This is a genomic window from Enterococcus sp. DIV1368b (assembly GCF_050529595.1).
Taxonomy (GTDB): Bacteria; Bacillota; Bacilli; order Lactobacillales; family Enterococcaceae; genus Enterococcus_B; species Enterococcus_B mundtii.
Genome location: NZ_CP172883.1, coordinates 37,460 through 54,271 on the forward strand (window position 1 = coordinate 37,460; position 16,812 = coordinate 54,271).

16 protein-coding genes are annotated in these 16,812 nt (G+C 38.5%); 9 read left to right on the forward strand and 7 right to left on the reverse strand.

Features of this window, described 5'->3' with window-relative positions; genetic code table 11:
• The first annotated feature begins 632 nt into the window (after nt 1-632).
• The 5 genes from IGJ19_RS00170 (at nt 633) to IGJ19_RS00190 (ending at nt 5,528) form a co-directional block, all read left to right on the forward strand.
• Nucleotides 633-1,376 (forward strand): ATP-binding cassette domain-containing protein, encoded by a 744-nt coding sequence (locus tag IGJ19_RS00170; RefSeq protein ID WP_430604267.1) that lies wholly within the window; start codon nt 633-635, stop codon nt 1,374-1,376.
• Nucleotides 1,351-2,022 (forward strand): methionine ABC transporter permease, encoded by a 672-nt coding sequence (locus IGJ19_RS00175; RefSeq protein ID WP_065096719.1) that lies wholly within the window; start codon nt 1,351-1,353, stop codon nt 2,020-2,022. The genes IGJ19_RS00170 and IGJ19_RS00175 overlap by 26 nt, the downstream gene beginning before the upstream one ends.
• A 10-nt stretch (nt 2,023-2,032) precedes the next feature.
• Complete coding sequence (locus IGJ19_RS00180; protein WP_430604268.1) at nt 2,033-2,848, forward strand: MetQ/NlpA family ABC transporter substrate-binding protein; 816 nt, start codon at nt 2,033-2,035, stop codon at nt 2,846-2,848.
• Between the two features lie 375 nt (nt 2,849-3,223).
• The gene (locus tag IGJ19_RS00185) at nt 3,224-4,390 is read left to right on the forward strand and encodes a carbohydrate binding domain-containing protein (RefSeq protein ID WP_430604269.1); all 1,167 of its coding nucleotides are present in this window, start codon (nt 3,224-3,226) and stop codon (nt 4,388-4,390) included.
• 406 nt (nt 4,391-4,796) lie between these two features.
• The gene (locus IGJ19_RS00190) at nt 4,797-5,528 is read left to right on the forward strand and encodes a hypothetical protein (RefSeq protein ID WP_074801068.1); all 732 of its coding nucleotides are present in this window, start codon (nt 4,797-4,799) and stop codon (nt 5,526-5,528) included.
• 115 nt (nt 5,529-5,643) lie between these two features.
• On the opposite strand, the gene IGJ19_RS00195 is transcribed toward IGJ19_RS00190, so the two are convergent.
• Nucleotides 5,644-6,297, reverse strand: a complete 654-nt coding sequence (locus tag IGJ19_RS00195; RefSeq protein WP_430604270.1) for a hypothetical protein — start codon at nt 6,295-6,297, stop codon at nt 5,644-5,646.
• A 288-nt stretch (nt 6,298-6,585) separates the two neighbouring features.
• Nucleotides 6,586-7,530 carry an AraC family transcriptional regulator gene (locus IGJ19_RS00200; RefSeq protein WP_430604271.1) on the reverse strand — a complete coding sequence of 315 codons (945 nt, stop codon included), beginning with the start codon at nt 7,528-7,530 and terminating at the stop codon, nt 6,586-6,588.
• Nucleotides 7,531-7,640: 110 nt separating this feature from the next.
• Here IGJ19_RS00200 and IGJ19_RS00205 point away from each other — a divergent pair, with 110 nt between their 5' ends.
• Genes IGJ19_RS00205 through yicI form a run of 4 tightly spaced genes read left to right on the forward strand, consistent with a single transcriptional unit; the run spans nt 7,641 to nt 12,944 of the window.
• Nucleotides 7,641-8,921: an ABC transporter substrate-binding protein gene (locus tag IGJ19_RS00205; protein ID WP_430604272.1), complete on the forward strand. Its 1,281-nt coding sequence runs from the start codon at nt 7,641-7,643 to the stop codon at nt 8,919-8,921.
• A gap of 47 nt (nt 8,922-8,968) precedes the next feature.
• The gene (locus IGJ19_RS00210; protein ID WP_074801054.1) at nt 8,969-9,835 is read left to right on the forward strand and encodes a carbohydrate ABC transporter permease; all 867 of its coding nucleotides are present in this window, start codon (nt 8,969-8,971) and stop codon (nt 9,833-9,835) included.
• Nucleotides 9,832-10,671, forward strand: coding sequence for a carbohydrate ABC transporter permease (locus tag IGJ19_RS00215; RefSeq protein ID WP_142433319.1), 840 nt, complete (start codon nt 9,832-9,834; stop codon nt 10,669-10,671). Before IGJ19_RS00210 ends, IGJ19_RS00215 begins: the two co-directional genes overlap by 4 nt.
• Before the next feature lie 11 nt (nt 10,672-10,682).
• Nucleotides 10,683-12,944 (forward strand): alpha-xylosidase, encoded by a 2,262-nt coding sequence (gene yicI / locus IGJ19_RS00220; RefSeq protein ID WP_430604273.1) that lies wholly within the window; start codon nt 10,683-10,685, stop codon nt 12,942-12,944.
• Nucleotides 12,945-13,092: 148 nt separating this feature from the next.
• Here the strand turns inward: yicI and IGJ19_RS00225 are convergent, their stop codons facing one another.
• From IGJ19_RS00225 to IGJ19_RS00245, 5 genes are read right to left on the reverse strand one after another with little or no spacing between them, the layout of a single operon-like run.
• A complete protein-coding gene (locus tag IGJ19_RS00225; protein WP_019722787.1) occupies nt 13,093-13,608 on the reverse strand; it encodes a YjbQ family protein in 516 nt (171 codons plus the stop codon).
• Entirely contained in the window at nt 13,609-14,304 is a 696-nt protein-coding gene (locus tag IGJ19_RS00230) for a triose-phosphate isomerase (protein WP_430604274.1), read from the reverse strand.
• A 12-nt stretch (nt 14,305-14,316) separates the two neighbouring features.
• On the reverse strand, nt 14,317-15,150 hold the full coding sequence (locus IGJ19_RS00235; RefSeq protein ID WP_430604275.1) for a class II fructose-bisphosphate aldolase: 834 nt from the start codon (nt 15,148-15,150) through the stop codon (nt 14,317-14,319).
• 12 nt (nt 15,151-15,162) lie between these two features.
• Nucleotides 15,163-15,447 (reverse strand): PTS sugar transporter subunit IIB, encoded by a 285-nt coding sequence (locus tag IGJ19_RS00240; protein WP_019722790.1) that lies wholly within the window; start codon nt 15,445-15,447, stop codon nt 15,163-15,165.
• A gap of 12 nt (nt 15,448-15,459) precedes the next feature.
• Entirely contained in the window at nt 15,460-16,806 is a 1,347-nt protein-coding gene (locus IGJ19_RS00245) for a PTS galactitol transporter subunit IIC (protein WP_071867754.1), read from the reverse strand.
• Between the last annotated feature and the right edge of the window lie 6 nt (nt 16,807-16,812).

Below are 16,812 nucleotides of genomic sequence, written 5' to 3' on the forward strand. Positions count from 1 at the left end.
GAGTAAACAGTTTTGTTCTGCTCTCGTTTTTAGTGTTGCTAAAAGTGGCACATCATTAACACTGTATGGACGAAAAGTACTAAAAACTACTTCCCCAAACAATTTTCAGTCCCGATTATTTCATCCATAATAATTGTATCCAGGATAGCTGTCATTCGTTCATGTATCAATAATCTAATTTTTGATACCATATAAGATAACGAACCAATCTATAGTGTATCATTAAATGAGCCATCCAATATCCAGATTATAACATCTTTTTACTTTCGCTCTATTTATTATTTTTTCTCAAATTAAAAAAAATAGTATACTAAATCAATTTGTTTTTAGATTTGATAAATTATGGAGTTCACCCATAAAAAATATATTTTAATCTCAAGATAGACTGGTCGAAAATGAATAAGTAAGCTATCTTTTATGAGCTTACTAGTACAGAAATAAAAACAGTGCATATTTATTGGTGAGTAAAAAAGTTGCTTTTTGCTTTCTTTTAATAGATTATAAAAATAGAAGTTTTTGTACTTTATTTACTCTTTAAAAAATTCAGATAAATCTTTGGTTAACAATAAAATTAATACAGTTTTTTTCTTTGTGTTAATCTTTTAATTGCATTTATAGACTGGAGGAAAAATGTGATCGAGCTAGTAAATGTGTCGAAGCAGTATGAAAAGACCAAGTCGTTGCATAAGATTAGTTTTACGGTGAAACAAGGGGAAGTGATCGGGATCGTTGGGAAAAGTGGTTCTGGGAAATCGACCTTGTTACGTTTATTGAATTTGATGGAAACGCCTACTGAAGGTACGATCAAACTAAATGGTGTAGATGTTCAGTCATTATCAAAAAAAGAGCGCCGACAGCAACAACAGAAAATAGGTATGATTTTTCAACATCATAACCTACTTGAAAATTTACGTGTTTACGAAAATATTGCATTACCTTTAAAGTTACAAAGGAAGAAAGAGCCTAAAAAAATCAATGATCTACTCGATTTTGTTGGCATGAGTCATAAAGCAGAAAGCTATCCAGTCAAACTTTCTGGAGGGGAAAGACAACGGGTTTCTATTGCAAGAGCGTTAAGTAGGGATCCACATTTGTTACTTTGTGATGAAGCAACGAGTTCTTTAGACGAAGAAAATACAGAAAGTGTGGTTCGTTTATTACATAAAACACATGCCGAGTTTCAACCGACTATTTTTTTTGTTAGTCATGAACTGGAAACCGTCAAACGCTTATGTAAAAGGATCTTAGTCATGGAAAATGGGCATCTGATCGGTGAATTGACGAATGACCCAAAACAGTACGCGGAAGAGGAACTAACTTATTTTGAAAAAATAAAAAGGAGTTTGACTGATGAACTTGCCCACAGCATTGATTGAATATTGGCCGTCTCTAATCAATAGTTTGAAAGAAACGGGCATCATGATGGCGATTTCCATGTTCGTTTGTGTGTTGGGAGGGTTGCCAGTAGGATTAGGTCTATATTTGACGAATCCCAAGGTTAGAGGGACACACCCTTGGTTATACTGGTTGCTCAACTTCATTGTGACAGTCGTTCGCTCGTTTCCATATCTTTTATTAGTGATCGCGTTGATCCCAGTGACGCGATCGATTTTAGGAAGGGCCTTTGGACCTGTTCCTTCATCCATACCACTTAGTATTGTGGCAGTCGCGATTTTTGCTCGTTTAGTGGAGCAAGTGTTGTTAGATGTCCCTGAAGAAATCTATGCCTTATCGAATTCATTAGGTGCTTCCAGATTTCAATACATCTGGCACTTCTTATTTGTTGAAGCGCGAAGTGGCTTAGTGTTGGCTTATACTACGACAACAGTTAGTATGATCTCTTATTCCACCGTCATGGGTGTCGTAGGTGGTGGCGGGATCGGTGATTTTGCTGTCCGTGTCGGCTATCAACGGTATGAGTATGGAGTCATGTATGTTGCTATTGTGATCATGATCGCTTTGGTCTTTGTTTTACAAATGTTTGGAAACTTTGTCGCACAATCATTAGATAAACGAAAGTAGGAGAAAAGTTATGAAAAAGTTTTATTTATTTGCATTTGCTTTAGTTGGTGTTCTAGTCTTAGCAGCCTGTGGTGGAAGTAATGAAACCGCAGAAAGTAAAAAAGAAATCACTGTAGCGGTTCAATTGGAATCCTCAAAAGATATTCTAGAAATTGCTAAAAAAGAAGTAGAAAAATCAGGCTACACGATCAATATCATGGAAGTCAGTGATAATGTTGCTTATAATGATGCCGTCCAACATAAGGAAGCAGATGCAAACTTTGCGCAACACGAACCCTTTATGGAACGATTCAATCAAGAAAAAGACGCTGATTTAGTAGCTGTCCAACCAATCTATTATTTTGCTGGCGGATTTTATTCAAAAGAATATGATGATGTCAATGATTTGCCAGAAAACGCTAAAGTGGGCATTCCTAGTGATCCAACAAATGAAGGTCGTGCGTTAGCGATTTTGAATGAGAATGGGATCATTCAATTGAAAGACGGAATCGGTTTTGATGGTACAGTCGCAGATATTGTAGAGAATCCTAAAAATCTTACCTTTGAAAGTATTGATCTTTTGAATCTAGTAAAAGCTTATGATGAAAGTGACATTGCGATGGTCTTTTGTTATCCAGCATATTTGGAACCAGCAAACTTGACGACAGAAGATGCCTTGTTACTCGAAGACGAAGCAGCAAGCAAACATTATGCGTTGCAATTAGTTACTCGAGAGGAAGAAAAAGATAGCGAGAAAATCAAGGTGTTGAAAGAAGCGATGACTACACCAGAAGTCGCTGACTACATCAAAAATAATTCAAAAGGCTCAAATATCCCAGCATTTTAAACAACGTACTAACCATAACAAATAATATTATGAGTGACACCTTCATGCGTTATGTTCTGCTAGATGACCTTCTTGAATGATTTCTAAAATAAAATTCAAAAAAATACAGCTTTGTGCTGTATTTTTTTATTTTATCCAAGAAAAAGAATAATTGAAATCATTCGATAAATCTATTGTACTATTGATTTTTTTACAATTATTATCCATTACATATTTTTGTTCAGTGTTATGTTTCCATAAAAATATTTTTCCGGAAAAAAGTGTTTTCTTGTTGAGATATTTATCAGTTATTCTTTTTAGAGAGCGAGATAGATTATGTTTTATGGTTCGCTGTATAACGAATTATCCGCTAAAAAAATAAATAAGGAGCTTGAGATGAAAAAAAACAACTTGAAAAAAATTGCAGCAACAAGCATGTTACTTCTTACGTTAGGAGGACCAGTCGTGACATCTGCGGCAAGTCAATCAACAGGTGATTCGGCGAATGTCAGTAATCAGGTAGAAGAACAGTTGACGATCAAAAACGGTGACTTCAATGATGGTTTGAACCATTGGATCGTGTCTAGTCCAGGTACACAGAATCCAACAATCGAAGAGTTAAGCGGGAATAAATATGCAGTTGCTACTTATGGAGAAAACATTCATCAATATTTGGCACTGAAACCAAACACGACCTATACATTCGGCTATGATGTAGCAGGTAGCGCTGATTTTCCAGCAAAAGTTGAATTTGGTACGATGAATCATGATGAAGGTTTTATTTCGTTAGAAGAAACATCACACAACAATGAAAACTGGACACGTAGAGAATTTACATTTACTACCCCTGATACAGAGAATACATACATCATTCGTTTTTCTTCGACAGGAAATGGTTGGGCGAAATTTGACAATATTCAAGTAGAACCAGAAAAAACAGAAACGAGTTTATTGACTGTAGGAACACAAGATCGTGAAGCTTATGCGTATTTAAATCTAGATGCAGAACGTTTCAACAGTTCAGAACGATTGATGGTCTATGTTGATGGTCGTTATCATTTTGAAACCTATAAAGGTAAAGCTTACTATTCATTTACAAGCAAAACCGATGAAGGTACTCAAGTACGTCGTAGCATTTCCGGTGTCAAAGGACAAGTAATCGAAGTCTATACCGCACCAAATTCACCTGGTCACAGCTCAACAGGCAAGCGCTTGTTAGAATCGATCACATTAGAAGAAGATTTAGCAGTGGACACTTCTTTATTAGAACATGCGGTGAAGAATATTCAATTAACAGGAAACAGATTAGACGTTGATTTTGATCGTGCAAGTTTCGAAGGGAACAACCGAATGTTCATTCGTAAAAATGGTGCCTATGTCGCAGAAATCTATAAAGGTAAAGTTTATTATGGATCAGTTCGTGAAAGAGCAGAGGACAGCGTAAAAGTTAGTAAAACAATTGATTATAAATCTGGCGATGTAATCTCAGTTGAATTAAGCAGTGGAACACCTGGTGGTTCATCGAATGTGTTGCAAGTATTAGCAACGTATGAAGTAGAATAAATCGATCAGAAGCTGAAACAATAGGAGGTATCCTCCAAACAATAGGCGGCAACTACAAAATCTTTGTAGTTGTCGCCTTATTTCTCGGGAAATGTGAACAATTGTAATGATATAGGTAACTTATAAAAAGTATCCAAGGGATTTACTGTCATTATTTTGTCGGAAAATCAATCAATGACGCAAACCAAAATAAAAGATAAGGGGGTCAATCGAAGACTAATGCGTAACTGGAAGTTTAAATTTTATTGAATTAAAATCTTGGCTATTTGGGTTAAGTAAATCAAGTAGTTTTATTTCATTTCAAAATAGTTAAGTGTACATGAAAATTTCTTCGATTAGTTAAACTGAAAAGTTATTAATAATATGCGTTATAATAATACTGATAAATTAAATAGAGGTGTTCAATATGAAAAAAATAGTACCAATCAGTATCTTATTAATAATTCTTCTCACAGGATGTGGCTCAAAAAATAATGAAACCGTTCAATCCTCCAATGGTCAAATAATTGAAAGTAGTAATAAAAAAGAATCTTCATCTAATACAAGTGAGAATCATTCACAGCAATCAACTGTTCAAAAATCAGAAGAAACAACTTCTACTCTTTCAGAAAGCAAGACAATAGAGTCTACTGTCTCAGAGAGTGAAATAACTGAAAGCGAACATTCAACAACTTTTCCAGAGGATTCAGCAACATCCTCAACAGTACCCTCGGAATCCATAAATGATCCGTTAAGTGTTTACTCAGACGAACAAATTGAATATGCACGCGTCTGGTTAACTACTAATGGTACAGCTTATAAAAATGATTTAGGTAATGCAGGGTTTACATTAAATGTTAACCATTCTCCAGCGGGTACAAAAATCAATCCTTATGACGAAAATAGCATAGTTTATCCTCAAGAGACAGTAACCTTAACCGGAAAATATGGGTATCAAGGTTTAGTTGTTTATTCTAGTAACCATGATGGTTCAATAATGTATTATCCTGTACCAAGTCACTTTCAACAGTCAGATGATCCAGTTACTATGAAGCAGGAAGAACAGAAAATACTCGATAATGCGCAGAGAATAAATATACCTACGGGAAATACAGAAGATATCCAGATCTTGATTAGTGCGATGAACATATTCAACTAAGCAAAAAATAGCCTATATTAACTTTACTGATATATAAACAATAAATAAGTACCATGTTAAGGAACAAGGTACTTATTTATTGTTTGTTAGCTTAAGTGAGATTTTATTCATAATGTCAATGTGTAACTGGAAGTTTAAATTTTATCGAACGAAAATCTTGGCTATTTTGGTTGACTAAATCACGCACGTAATAATATTCAATGTTAATTTCATCAACATTAGTATTCTTCATATCACCGTCTAATAAGAAGTAAGCTTGTACCACACCTGTGCTTCCCAATTTTAAAGGGGCTGTTTCTGGCTGACCGCTGGTTTGGTGTTGTAACGTAGGATAAACATTAATTCCGTCTTCTGTAACTAAATCAAAGTTTCTATAAAATTGTGAACCATCGTTAAAACCATTAATTGAATGGTTTGTCATGCGAATGTCAAGTCTAATGATAGTGTCTGATTTTGGAACTAAGTAGGCTTGTTCCCGAATAACGTCATCTGGTTGGGCACTGGCTTTGATAATTTCGATAGTAACTGCAGGTTCTCCATTTAAGTAGATTGTGGCCGGATCGTTTAATCCATGAAGTGTTGTCGTATCGTTTGTTGATTCGCTCTCTGAATCTGAGTGATCAGAGGGTGTTGCGGATGATTTATCTGCTGTAGTTACTGTACTAGCGATTACCGAAGAGTTTGTATTTGTGGTACTTGTTGATTTGCAGCTTGTTAACGTAAACAAAAAAAATAAACTAATCATTGCTAAAAAAAACTTGTTTTTCATATACTTGTTAACTCCTAAGTGATAGATATAGTTTGAATACATATTATTATAACATCAATAATTTAAAGTAAAGAATAAACTAGGATGCTCACATCTGGTAAATGAAGAGAAATAAATAAGTATTATCCTAGATTATCTATAAAAGAAATATCGACTAAAAAACTTTCTCCAAGTTTTAAGTCGATATTTCTTTATATTCAGTAACTATCTATGAGAGTTGTCCTAGTCTTTTCCACTATCGTTACTGTATGAGGTGAAAAAGCTGCTGGTAACAATCAAGAGATAGACTCATATATTGGTGAAATCGCACATTTTTTTCCGATAACCTGTCGGAGTCATTTGCGTTTCGCGTTTAAACAGGCTAGTGAAGTAATTAGGGTCTTCAAAACCGGCTTCCAAGGCAATATCGATGATTTTCAAATCTGTATGCAGTAACAGGTACTCTGCTTTTTTGATGCGCATTTGATTTAAATACGTGAAAAAAGTCATACGAAAATGTTTTTTAAAAAAACGACAGAAATGCTCTTTGCTATAGCCAATATGACGACTGATTGCTTCAAGAGTGATCGTGTTTTGGTAATTTTCTTCAAGATATAGAATGATTTTTTTACAGCGATACGTGTTGAGTTTGTTTTTACTAGCAACTAATTTTGCAGGATTTACCTGAGTACTACAGCGCGAAAAATGTTTGATCAGTAAGAACAATTGTGCTTTGATCGTCAGTTCAAAGCGAGATTCTTTCAAGGCAAATGTATCAATGATCGTGATCACCAGTTGTTGGATCTCCGCAATACTTGAGCAATCATTTGTAAAATGGATCGCTACTTGTTCTGGTGAATGGAGCAATGGATCAAGGTAAGTTTGCTGGATATGATCGGAAACGCGACTTTCAATGAATGAAGCATCAAACACGATGGCAAAGAAAGCACAGGCATTCATTTGATGATTGAGTGCTTCATGTAATTGATTCGCAGGAATAAACATGACCTCTCCTTCGTGAACAACGTAAGATACTCCTTCTATTTTGACTTCCATGAGTCCTTGATAGACATAAAGAATCTCTAGTTCTCGATGCCAATGGGGGTGGATCATATTTTCCTGATGGGCGGGGTGATTCGTATAGTGAACGGCAATTGGAAATAAACTATCCCCATGTTCGGTCATTTCCTTTAGTGTCGTATCAATATCTTGTTGACTGGGATTGGGGGTAAAAATATCGTTTGGTCTAAACATCACATTTCCTCCATTTTGATCAATATTACAAGGTATTTCGATTAAGATAGCGATTACATACCGTTGTAAATATCAATATAATCAATTTGTGAATAAGAGGAGGAATGGTGATGAAGAAACAACGAAGATTTTTGCTACTTGCTTTTGTTATGGTGTTAGGAATTACTGGTTGCGGTACGGCACAAAGCGGGTCTTCAGATGATGGTAGTGTAACATTAGAGATTTTCAATATCAAGACAGAAACAGCCGAGCAAATGGATGCTTTGGTAGAGGATTTTGAAAAAGACCATCCGCAGATCAAGATCAACTTGACGACGGTTGGCGGGGGAACCGATGCGACAGCAGCGTTGCAATCAAAGTTTTCCTCAGGGGATGAACCAGATATCTTTATGTTGGGTGGATTAGCAGATACGCAGATTTGGCAACATAAACTCTATGATCTTGGGGAAACGACGTTAGCTAAACAAGCAATTGAGGGAACATTAGAGGGGGCTACACTCGACGATACGGTCTATGGGGTGCCGATGAATATCGAGGGATATGGCTGGTTGATCAACCAGAAGATTTTTAAACAAGCTGGCATCGATAGTGGATCGATCAACTCATTTGAGGCATTTGAAGAAGCCGTTCAATTATTGGATAGTAAAAAAGATGAACTTGGGCTACAAGGCGTATTTGGTTTTAGCGGGGCAGAAACGTGGGTATCCAGTCAATATAGTTCAAATTTTCTTGCTCCGGAGTTTGATAACAGCTTAGAAATGACCTATGAGGCACCGGAATTAAGCGTAGATTATGCCGAGCAAATGAAAAACTACACCGACTTGGTCATTAAGTACAATGCACAACCAATGGAGGCAATGGATTACAGTACATCTGTTGAAGAATTATTTGCCAGTGAAAAGGTGGCTATCATCCATCAAGGAAATTGGATCGTACCGACATTGGATAGCTTAGATGAGACGTTCACGAAAGAAAAACTAGGGATTCTTCCTATGCAGATCGAAGCATCGGGAGAAAGCAACATCGTGGCGGGGCCAGCTTGGTATTGGGGGGTCAATAAAGACAAAGACCAAGAAGTCATTGATGCGTCGATCGAATTTTTAACGTGGATGTATACGGATGATCAGGCGATGACAGCAATCATCGATGAGTTTCAATTCATTCCGGCGTATACCAACTTTTCGAGCGAAGCGATCAATGATCCGTTATCTAAGGAAATCTATACGTATTTAAGCGAAGGTAAAACCGTTCCATGGGTCCATAATTCCTATCCAGATGGGTTTGGACAAAATATATTTGGTGTCCAGATCCAAGCGTATGCAGCCGATCGAATCTCTTGGGAGGAATTTATTGATACCTTGCAAACCAATTGGGCACAAGAAAGGAAGTAAGCGGTGAACGGTTGGTTTTTATCTAGTGAGATACAAGGAGGGTTCTCATGTTAACAAATCGCACAAAAGCTTTTTGGTTATTACTTGCACCAGCGTTATTGGCGTTAGCGATCGTTTTGTTCATTCCATTACTGACAGGTAGTTATTATTCACTGACAAACTGGAATGGCAATACAGTAGGTGAATTCGTTGGATTTGAAAACTATCTTCGGGCATTGAATGATCAAGGATTTATCGACAGTTTACTGTTTACCGCAAAATTCTCATTTTTCAGTGTGATTTTGATCAACATCGTGGCTTTAGGTCTAGCGATGTTCGTGACACAAAAATTAGGTAGATGGACGACTTTTTTCCGTACGATCTTTTTCATGCCAAATTTGATTGGAGGGATCATCCTAGGATTTATTTGGCAGTTTATTTTCAATAAAGCATTTGAAAGTCTAGCAACTATGACGGGTATCGATTTTTTTGCCGGTTGGCTGAACACGCCAGAAACGGGGTTTTGGGGGCTCATTATTTTATTTGTTTGGCAAATGAGTGGCTATATGATGCTGATCTATATCTCATTTCTCAACAATATTCCAGAAGAGATTTTGGAAGCGGCAGATATGGATGGGGCGAATCCTTTGCAAGTCTTTTTCCGTATCAAATTACCCATGTTGATGCCAGCTTTCACCGTCACTTTGTTCTTGACGTTGTCCAACGCATTTAAAATCTATGATCAAAACTTAGCACTGACACAAGGTGGTCCGTTCAATTCCACGCAAATGGTGGCGATGAATATCTACAATGAAGCATTTGGGATGCGAAAGATGGGGTATGCACAGGCGAAAGCGGTGATTTTTCTTGTCATTATTGTGATCATCTCAGTGGTTCAAATCTCACTGACACGGAAAAAGGAGGTCAGCGCATGAAGCAATCAAAAGTGAAACATCCACGACAGGTTAAGAAGTCTCTACTGATTTTTAGTGGATTGGTGCTTGCAAGTCTGTGGTTTTATCCGTTTTTCTTAGTGGTGATCAATTCATTCAAAACCAAAGCAGAGATATTCCAGAACACACTCACTTTACCAACTGGGCTAACACTTGATAACTATATCGAGTCGTTCGAGCGATTGGATTTTTTCAAAAGTGCAGCTAATTCGTTACTGATAACGATCGGATCTTTAGTATTGATTGTGTTTGTTTCTTCCATGGCGGCCTATGCGTTATCGAGAAATACGAGTCGCTTAAGTTCATTTCTTTATTTTATTGTCGCAATTGGCTTATTGATTCCTTTTCAGGGAATCATGATTCCCTTGATTTCACTTTTTGGGCAAGTCAGTATGCTGAATCAGCCAGGTTTGATGGTGATGTATCTAGGATTAGCGACAAGTATGTCGACCTTTTTATATTACGGTGCTTTACGAGGGATTCCGAAATCATTAGATGAAGCGGCATTGATCGATGGGGCAAATACCTTCCAAATCTATTGGCAAGTCATTTTTCCTTTGCTGAAGCCTACGACAGTGACAGTCATCGTGTTGAATGCCTTATGGTTTTGGAATGATTATCTGTTGCCTTCATTAAGCATCAACAAAGCAGGGATGTATACAATTCCTTTACAGATGTTTTATTTCTTCGGCGAATTCAATAAGCAGTGGCACTTGGCACTGGCTGCGCTAGTGATCGTCGTCTTACCGATTATTATTTTATTTGTTGTCTTGCAAAAACATGTCGTAAAAGGCATTTCAGATGGCGCAGTGAAGTAGGAGGAAAATAAATGAAGTTTACAAACGGCTATTGGTTGGCAAAAGAAGGGTTTCATCTTGAACACCCGAACCATGTCTATGAAGCTCAAGTGAAGGAGGATAAGTTAACTCTTTTCTTGCCTTATAAACCGATCCAGACAAGAGGGGATACCTTGAACCTAGGGATGACGACCTTGTCTTTTGAATCACCAAGAGAAGATATTATCAAAGTACAACTGGTGCATCATGACAAAGCACAAATCGGCCCTCATTTTCAACTAAACAGACAGTCATCTTCTGTCATGATCGATACAGAAAATGTAGAATTTTATACGTTTCAATCAGGACAATTAGTCGCACGAGTGCCGAAAAACGCCGCATTCCAAATTGATTTTCTCGCGGAAGGGAAATGTTTGACTTCTTCTTTGCCAAAAGCACAAGCCACTATTCAAAGTAGTGACGGTATCCATTACATGCGAGAACAGTTATCATTAGATCCGTATGAATATGTCTATGGCTTAGGTGAACGATTCACCCCGTTCATCAAAAATGGGCAAATCATTGATTGTTGGAATCAAGATGGCGGTACTGGTAGTGAACAAGCGTATAAAAATATCCCATTTTATTTAACGAACCAAGGGTATGGTGTCTTTGTCAATCATCCTGAAAATGTCTCATTTGAAGTTGGTTCGGAGAATGTTTCACGCACACAATTCAGTGTAGTAGGTGAACGATTGGAATACTATATCATCTATGGACCCGATATGAAAACGATCTTAAGAAAATACACTGATTTAACGGGCAAACCCGCATTGCCACCTGCATGGTCGTTTGGTTTGTGGTTATCAACTTCCTTTACGACGGACTATCGTGAAGAAACAGTCATGGGATTTATTGAAGAAATGCAGACACGAGAGATTCCGTTTGATGTCTTTCATTTTGATTGTTTTTGGATGAAAGAATTCGAGTGGTGCGGTTTTGAATGGAATCGCGAGCTGTTTCCAGATCCGCAACAACTGATTGAAAAAATCCATCAGAAGGGCTTGAAGGTCTGCGTATGGATCAACCCGTATATCGGACAAAAAGCGGCGGCCTTTCAAGAGTGTAAAGAGAAAGGCTATTTCATCAAAGATAAACATGGCGAAGTTTGGCAGTGGGATCTTTGGCAAGCGGGTCAAGGAATCATTGACTTTACAAATCCAGAAGCGCGTCATTGGTACAAAGAAAGGCTGAAAGAACTCATAGAAATTGGCGTCGATTCCTTCAAGACGGATTTTGGTGAACGTATACCTACGGATGTGAATTACCACGATGGTTCTGACCCGCAAAAAATGCACAACTATTATGCGTATCTTTATAGCGAAGTCGTCTTTGAATTATTAGCAGAATTACGCCCAGATGAAGCGGTCGTATTTGCTCGTTCTGCTTCGGTTGGTTCACAAAAATTCCCAGTTCATTGGGGTGGGGACAACTTATCGGAATACCCGTCCATGGCGGAATCACTGCGGGGTGGACTCTCATTTGTGTTATCCGGCTTTGGCTTCTGGAGCCATGACATTGGTGGATTTGAAGAGAATGCGACAGCGGATATTTATAAACGTTGGACACAATTCGGATTATTATCTACTCATAGTCGCTACCATGGTAATATTGAATACCGAGTACCGTGGAACTTTGGGGAAGAAGCGGTATTGGTCAGCCAACGATTTTCAAAATTAAAAAATCGCTTGATGCCTTATATCTATGAGCAAGTGGTAGAAACAGCGCAAACAGGTATCCCGATGATGCGTCCAGTGATGCTGGAATTTCCAGAAGACTATACGACGCATACGATCGATAAACAGTATATGTTCGGTGAACGGCTGTTGATTGCACCGATTTTCAATGGGCAGGGAAAGGTCACTTTTTATTTACCAGAGGGACGTTGGACGAATTATTTAGATAATCATGTATATGAAGGACAACAATGGTACACACAGACCTATGATTACTTCCACTTACCCCTCATGGTCCGTCCTAATTCATTGATAATCGAAGGTTCCGTGGATACGACCGCTGCATACGACTACACGAAAGACTTGACTGTGCACGTTTTTGAACTGACTGAAAAAGTGACGCAACAAGTGGTAGATCAACAGGGGCTTGCAGTTGGTACGATCACTGTCATACCCGAAGATGAGAGCTATCAAATCAAGACAGAAGGGTTATCAAACGTCCAAGTGGTGTTTAGAAATCGAAAAGTTCAAGGAGCAAACGATCATCCGCTGGGGTGTTCCATTCTCGTTGACCACTAGAAGAACCATTTGATTTCAGACAACAAAAAAGACGAAACGACACCTTCACATCAACCAATGGGAGTAGGTAGGATGTGCGTGCTGTTTCGTCTGTTTTGTTTAGCCATCAATGGTGGTTCCGAATGAATGGGAAATCGAAAGCGAGAAGTTACTCTCCCATCACCATGACGTGACAGGTTCGGTTTCGTACACGGTTTTGGTCAAAGTCTACGAAGTAAATATAGCCAACAGAGCCAATCTCTAATTTTCCTTCGCTCAAAATAAAACTTTCGCTTGCACCGAAAAAGGAAGAGCGGATGTGAGCATCGCCATTTAAAATCGTTGCAGGATCGGTTGGATAGTTAGGATCATCCAGACCCATCAGGAATTCTAAATGCTTCGGTCCTGGATAACGATAATTCGTGTTCTCAGATAGCTCTCTCGGAATGATTTTATCTAAAATACGATTTAGGTCTACTTGTAGAAATTCATCGCCATTAAAATCGGTATCGTGCATATACTCTTCAAAAATCACTGAGCAAGTCGTATGAGGAGATTGAACGAGACAAATACCATTCGTGATCTGACTTTTCTCAACGATTGCTTTTACTTGTTCAGTAATATTGTGATAAGAGACACGATTACCATTTGAAGTCAAAGTTAATTGGTCTTTTGCAAATTTCATCTATTTAAGCTCCTTTTTCAATTCCACTACTTTATGGATCATATCCGTCAATGTTTGAGCAGGATCGTCAGCTGCTACGATGCCACTTGTCCCACCCGTACCATCTGCACCGGATAATAACGCTTTTTCTACATCTTCAACAGTAGAAATCCCCGCTGCTTGTAAGAGCTGGATGTCTGGATTGATTGCGCGAACCGCATCATTGGTTGCTTTCATGTAAGAAATATCACTGGATTGACCAGTGCCAATCAACTCCGTCGGTTCACAGACCATCACATCAGGATGAAGTGTTGCCACTGCTTGTGCTTCTTCAATGGAATCTGCACAAACGATCGTAAGGATGCCTAATTCATCTGCACGTTTTACTGCTTTTGTAAGTTCATTGACAGTCATTGGATGTTCCGCATGATTTAAAAACGTAGCAGTAACCCCAGCTTCAGCAACTGCTTCAGGAAGGAGATAGCCCATGCCACGACCGACTTGGAGACCATCCAAATGTTGGACAGTAATAAATAAATTAGAAGTTTCGTTTTTGATTCGGACAGCATCGACATGCTGGACAGTGAATAAAATGTCAATATCGTGTGTAGCAGATAGTTCATCTGCTACCTTGGCTAAGGCAAGTGCCTGGTCGCCATATAAATAAGCTTTCGGATTAACAACAAAGAATGGGGCACGTAAGGTTCTTTTTTGCATAATTACACTCCTTTATTCATGAGAAGCTGTGTGGAAGACATTAAAATAATGCTCTAGAGTTTTAGCGATTGCTTCGTTTGCATCATGGATCAAGTCAAAGTAATTTTCTGGTTGCTTTTCACGGATCTTATCCATTGATGCTGTGATAAAGTCGGTAAAGATATTGATTTTACGAATCCCGTTCAGCGCACATTTCTCAAGATTTTCATCCCCAGAAGAAGAACCACCGTGTAACACTAAAGGAATAGCTAATGCCTCATACAGCTGTTGTAGAACATCGAAATTGATTTTAGGTGTACCTGTATAGTGACCATGGGCGGTACCGATAGATACTGCCAATGAGTCTATGCCAGTTGCTTCTGCAAATTTCACAGCTTCACTAAATTCTGTATAGATGGAGTCACTTTCCTCTGATTCCAAGCTATCTCCAGCGCCGACGTGACCGATTTCTGCCTCAACAACCACACCGAAAGGATGAGCATAATCAGCGATCGCTTTTGATCGGCGAACGTTCTCTTCGAATGAATCTTCTGATGCGTCGATCATGACCGAAGTAAATCCTAGAGCGATTGCTTGCTTGATGATTGCTTCGTCTTGACCATGATCTAAATGTAAGGCGACAGGTGAAGTACTTTTTTCTGCTAAGAATTTACCAATCAAAGCGGCTTCTTCTAACGACATCATATTCATATGAGACTGGGCAAACGCCAAGATCAATGGTTTCTTTAATCGTTCAGCTGTTTTTACGTACGTTCTTGCGCTATCTAAATCGAAGAAATTGGCAGCAGGGATCGCGTAATTGTTTTTATCTGCCTGTTCAAATAATTCTTTTGTGGTAACCAGCATGTGGATTCTCCTTTATTCGTTGATTTTCTTCTCGATTTCAGCATACATCGCTTCGGTACCGATACCTGTCAACAAAGGCAGACCCATAATGACACGATCTTTGATTGAATCTGGCACGACTGTCGTACTGACAACAATGTCATATTCATCGATTTTATTCATTTCGTCGGCTACTTTTGATTGATACAACTTTACTTGCTCCGTTAGCCCTTTTTCTTTTAACCATTCTTTTACTTTGTTCGTTACAACGGTAGAAGTTGCAACACCTGTACCACACATAATCAATAATTTTTTCATTCTAGTTTCCTCCTATTCAGCTGTTTTAGCTGCTTGTTTTTTTGGTAAAATTTTGTTGACGTAGATCAATCCGAAAAGAACAACTGCACCGATGATCGCTAAACCACCCCAGCTTAAAACTTTTGTTAGTCCGACATACATCCAAGTGGTCCAAAGACCACCTTCTGCCATCGCAGTAATCGTTGAGTTTCCTTGTAAATCAAAGTTTGCCGAACGAGCAGCTGTTGTGACTAGTGGGGCAACCCAAGATGTGATGTAAAGAATACTTACCATATAGAGTGTTCCAGCGATTACTGTTCGAATAATGTTTCCTGCAAAGACTGCAGCCATCAAACAGATCAAGAATGGAATCGTTGCTAAGTCACCAAAAGGCAAAGTTGTATTGCCGGGTAGGATAACCGCTAATAAGATCGTAATCGGCACGAGTAATAAGGAAGAAGAAAGAACAGCTGGATGACCTACAGATAACGCAGCATCCATTCCGATATAAAGTTCTCTTCCTGGGAAACGTTTTTTGACAAATTCATTGGCAGCTTCTGATATTGGAGTAAGCCCTTCCATTAATAAAGCAACCATTTTAGGCATGATCACCATAACTGCTCCTGTTTGAACCGCCAATTGACCAGTACCTGCAACATCATAGCCAGCTAAAATCCCCATCACCAAACCAATCAGAAAGCCCATTACAGTTGAATCACCAAAAACACCGAATTTCTTTTGAATCGTTTCTGGGTCAGCTTTCCAATCTTTCAATCCTGGGATACGGTCAAAAATCCAGTTCATTGGTAATGCAAAGACAAATCCTGGAGCTGCTGTTCCATGAGGGAACGTAATATTCGGGAATCCATAAAATTTGTTGATAATCGGACCTAAAATATCGCCCATCAAAAGGATCATCATCAAATAAATCACCGTTGCAGCGATTCCCATAGCGAAATCACCGGTCAAAGCAAAAATAAGTGAAGAAATAAATGCAGCATGCCAGATATTCCAGATATCAACATTCAATACTTTCGTCAAGCCGAGTAAAATCAGTACGATATTCAATACCACACCGATTGGAATAGCGAGACTCCCCAAAATCGTTCCATAAGAAATCGCTGCGGCTGCTGGCCAACCGACATCGATCGTGGTCAAGTTCAACCCTAAACGCTCAACCATGTGCTGTGCCGCTGGTCCCAAGCTGTTTCCTAGTAAGTCAATTACTAGATTCAATCCGACAAAACCAACACCAACTGTCAACGCTGAAGTAAATGCTTTTCCTGGTTTTGTTCCTAAAATGATCCCGAAAATAAAGATAAGGATAGGAAGGACAACAATCGAACCTAAATCAACAAACCACTGTAATGCGTCTAACATAAATGT

What these genes read in the sequence shown, in the direction of transcription:
- IGJ19_RS00175 (WP_065096719.1), top strand. Translation starts at nt 1,351, where the DNA reads ATGAACTTGCCCACAGCATTGATTGAATATTGGCCGTCTCTAATCAAT.
- IGJ19_RS00180 (WP_430604268.1), top strand. Translation starts at nt 2,033, where the DNA reads ATGAAAAAGTTTTATTTATTTGCATTTGCTTTAGTTGGTGTTCTAGTC.
- IGJ19_RS00185 (WP_430604269.1), top strand. Translation starts at nt 3,224, where the DNA reads ATGAAAAAAAACAACTTGAAAAAAATTGCAGCAACAAGCATGTTACTT.
- IGJ19_RS00190 (WP_074801068.1), top strand. Translation starts at nt 4,797, where the DNA reads ATGAAAAAAATAGTACCAATCAGTATCTTATTAATAATTCTTCTCACA.
- IGJ19_RS00195 (WP_430604270.1), bottom strand. Translation starts at nt 6,297, where the DNA reads ATGAAAAACAAGTTTTTTTTAGCAATGATTAGTTTATTTTTTTTGTTT.
- IGJ19_RS00200 (WP_430604271.1), bottom strand. Translation starts at nt 7,530, where the DNA reads ATGTTTAGACCAAACGATATTTTTACCCCCAATCCCAGTCAACAAGAT.
- IGJ19_RS00205 (WP_430604272.1), top strand. Translation starts at nt 7,641, where the DNA reads ATGAAGAAACAACGAAGATTTTTGCTACTTGCTTTTGTTATGGTGTTA.
- IGJ19_RS00210 (WP_074801054.1), top strand. Translation starts at nt 8,969, where the DNA reads ATGTTAACAAATCGCACAAAAGCTTTTTGGTTATTACTTGCACCAGCG.
- IGJ19_RS00215 (WP_142433319.1), top strand. Translation starts at nt 9,832, where the DNA reads ATGAAGCAATCAAAAGTGAAACATCCACGACAGGTTAAGAAGTCTCTA.
- yicI (WP_430604273.1), top strand. Translation starts at nt 10,683, where the DNA reads ATGAAGTTTACAAACGGCTATTGGTTGGCAAAAGAAGGGTTTCATCTT.
- IGJ19_RS00225 (WP_019722787.1), bottom strand. Translation starts at nt 13,608, where the DNA reads ATGAAATTTGCAAAAGACCAATTAACTTTGACTTCAAATGGTAATCGT.
- IGJ19_RS00230 (WP_430604274.1), bottom strand. Translation starts at nt 14,304, where the DNA reads ATGCAAAAAAGAACCTTACGTGCCCCATTCTTTGTTGTTAATCCGAAA.
- IGJ19_RS00235 (WP_430604275.1), bottom strand. Translation starts at nt 15,150, where the DNA reads ATGCTGGTTACCACAAAAGAATTATTTGAACAGGCAGATAAAAACAAT.
- IGJ19_RS00240 (WP_019722790.1), bottom strand. Translation starts at nt 15,447, where the DNA reads ATGAAAAAATTATTGATTATGTGTGGTACAGGTGTTGCAACTTCTACC.
- IGJ19_RS00245 (WP_071867754.1), bottom strand. Translation starts at nt 16,806, where the DNA reads ATGTTAGACGCATTACAGTGGTTTGTTGATTTAGGTTCGATTGTTGTC.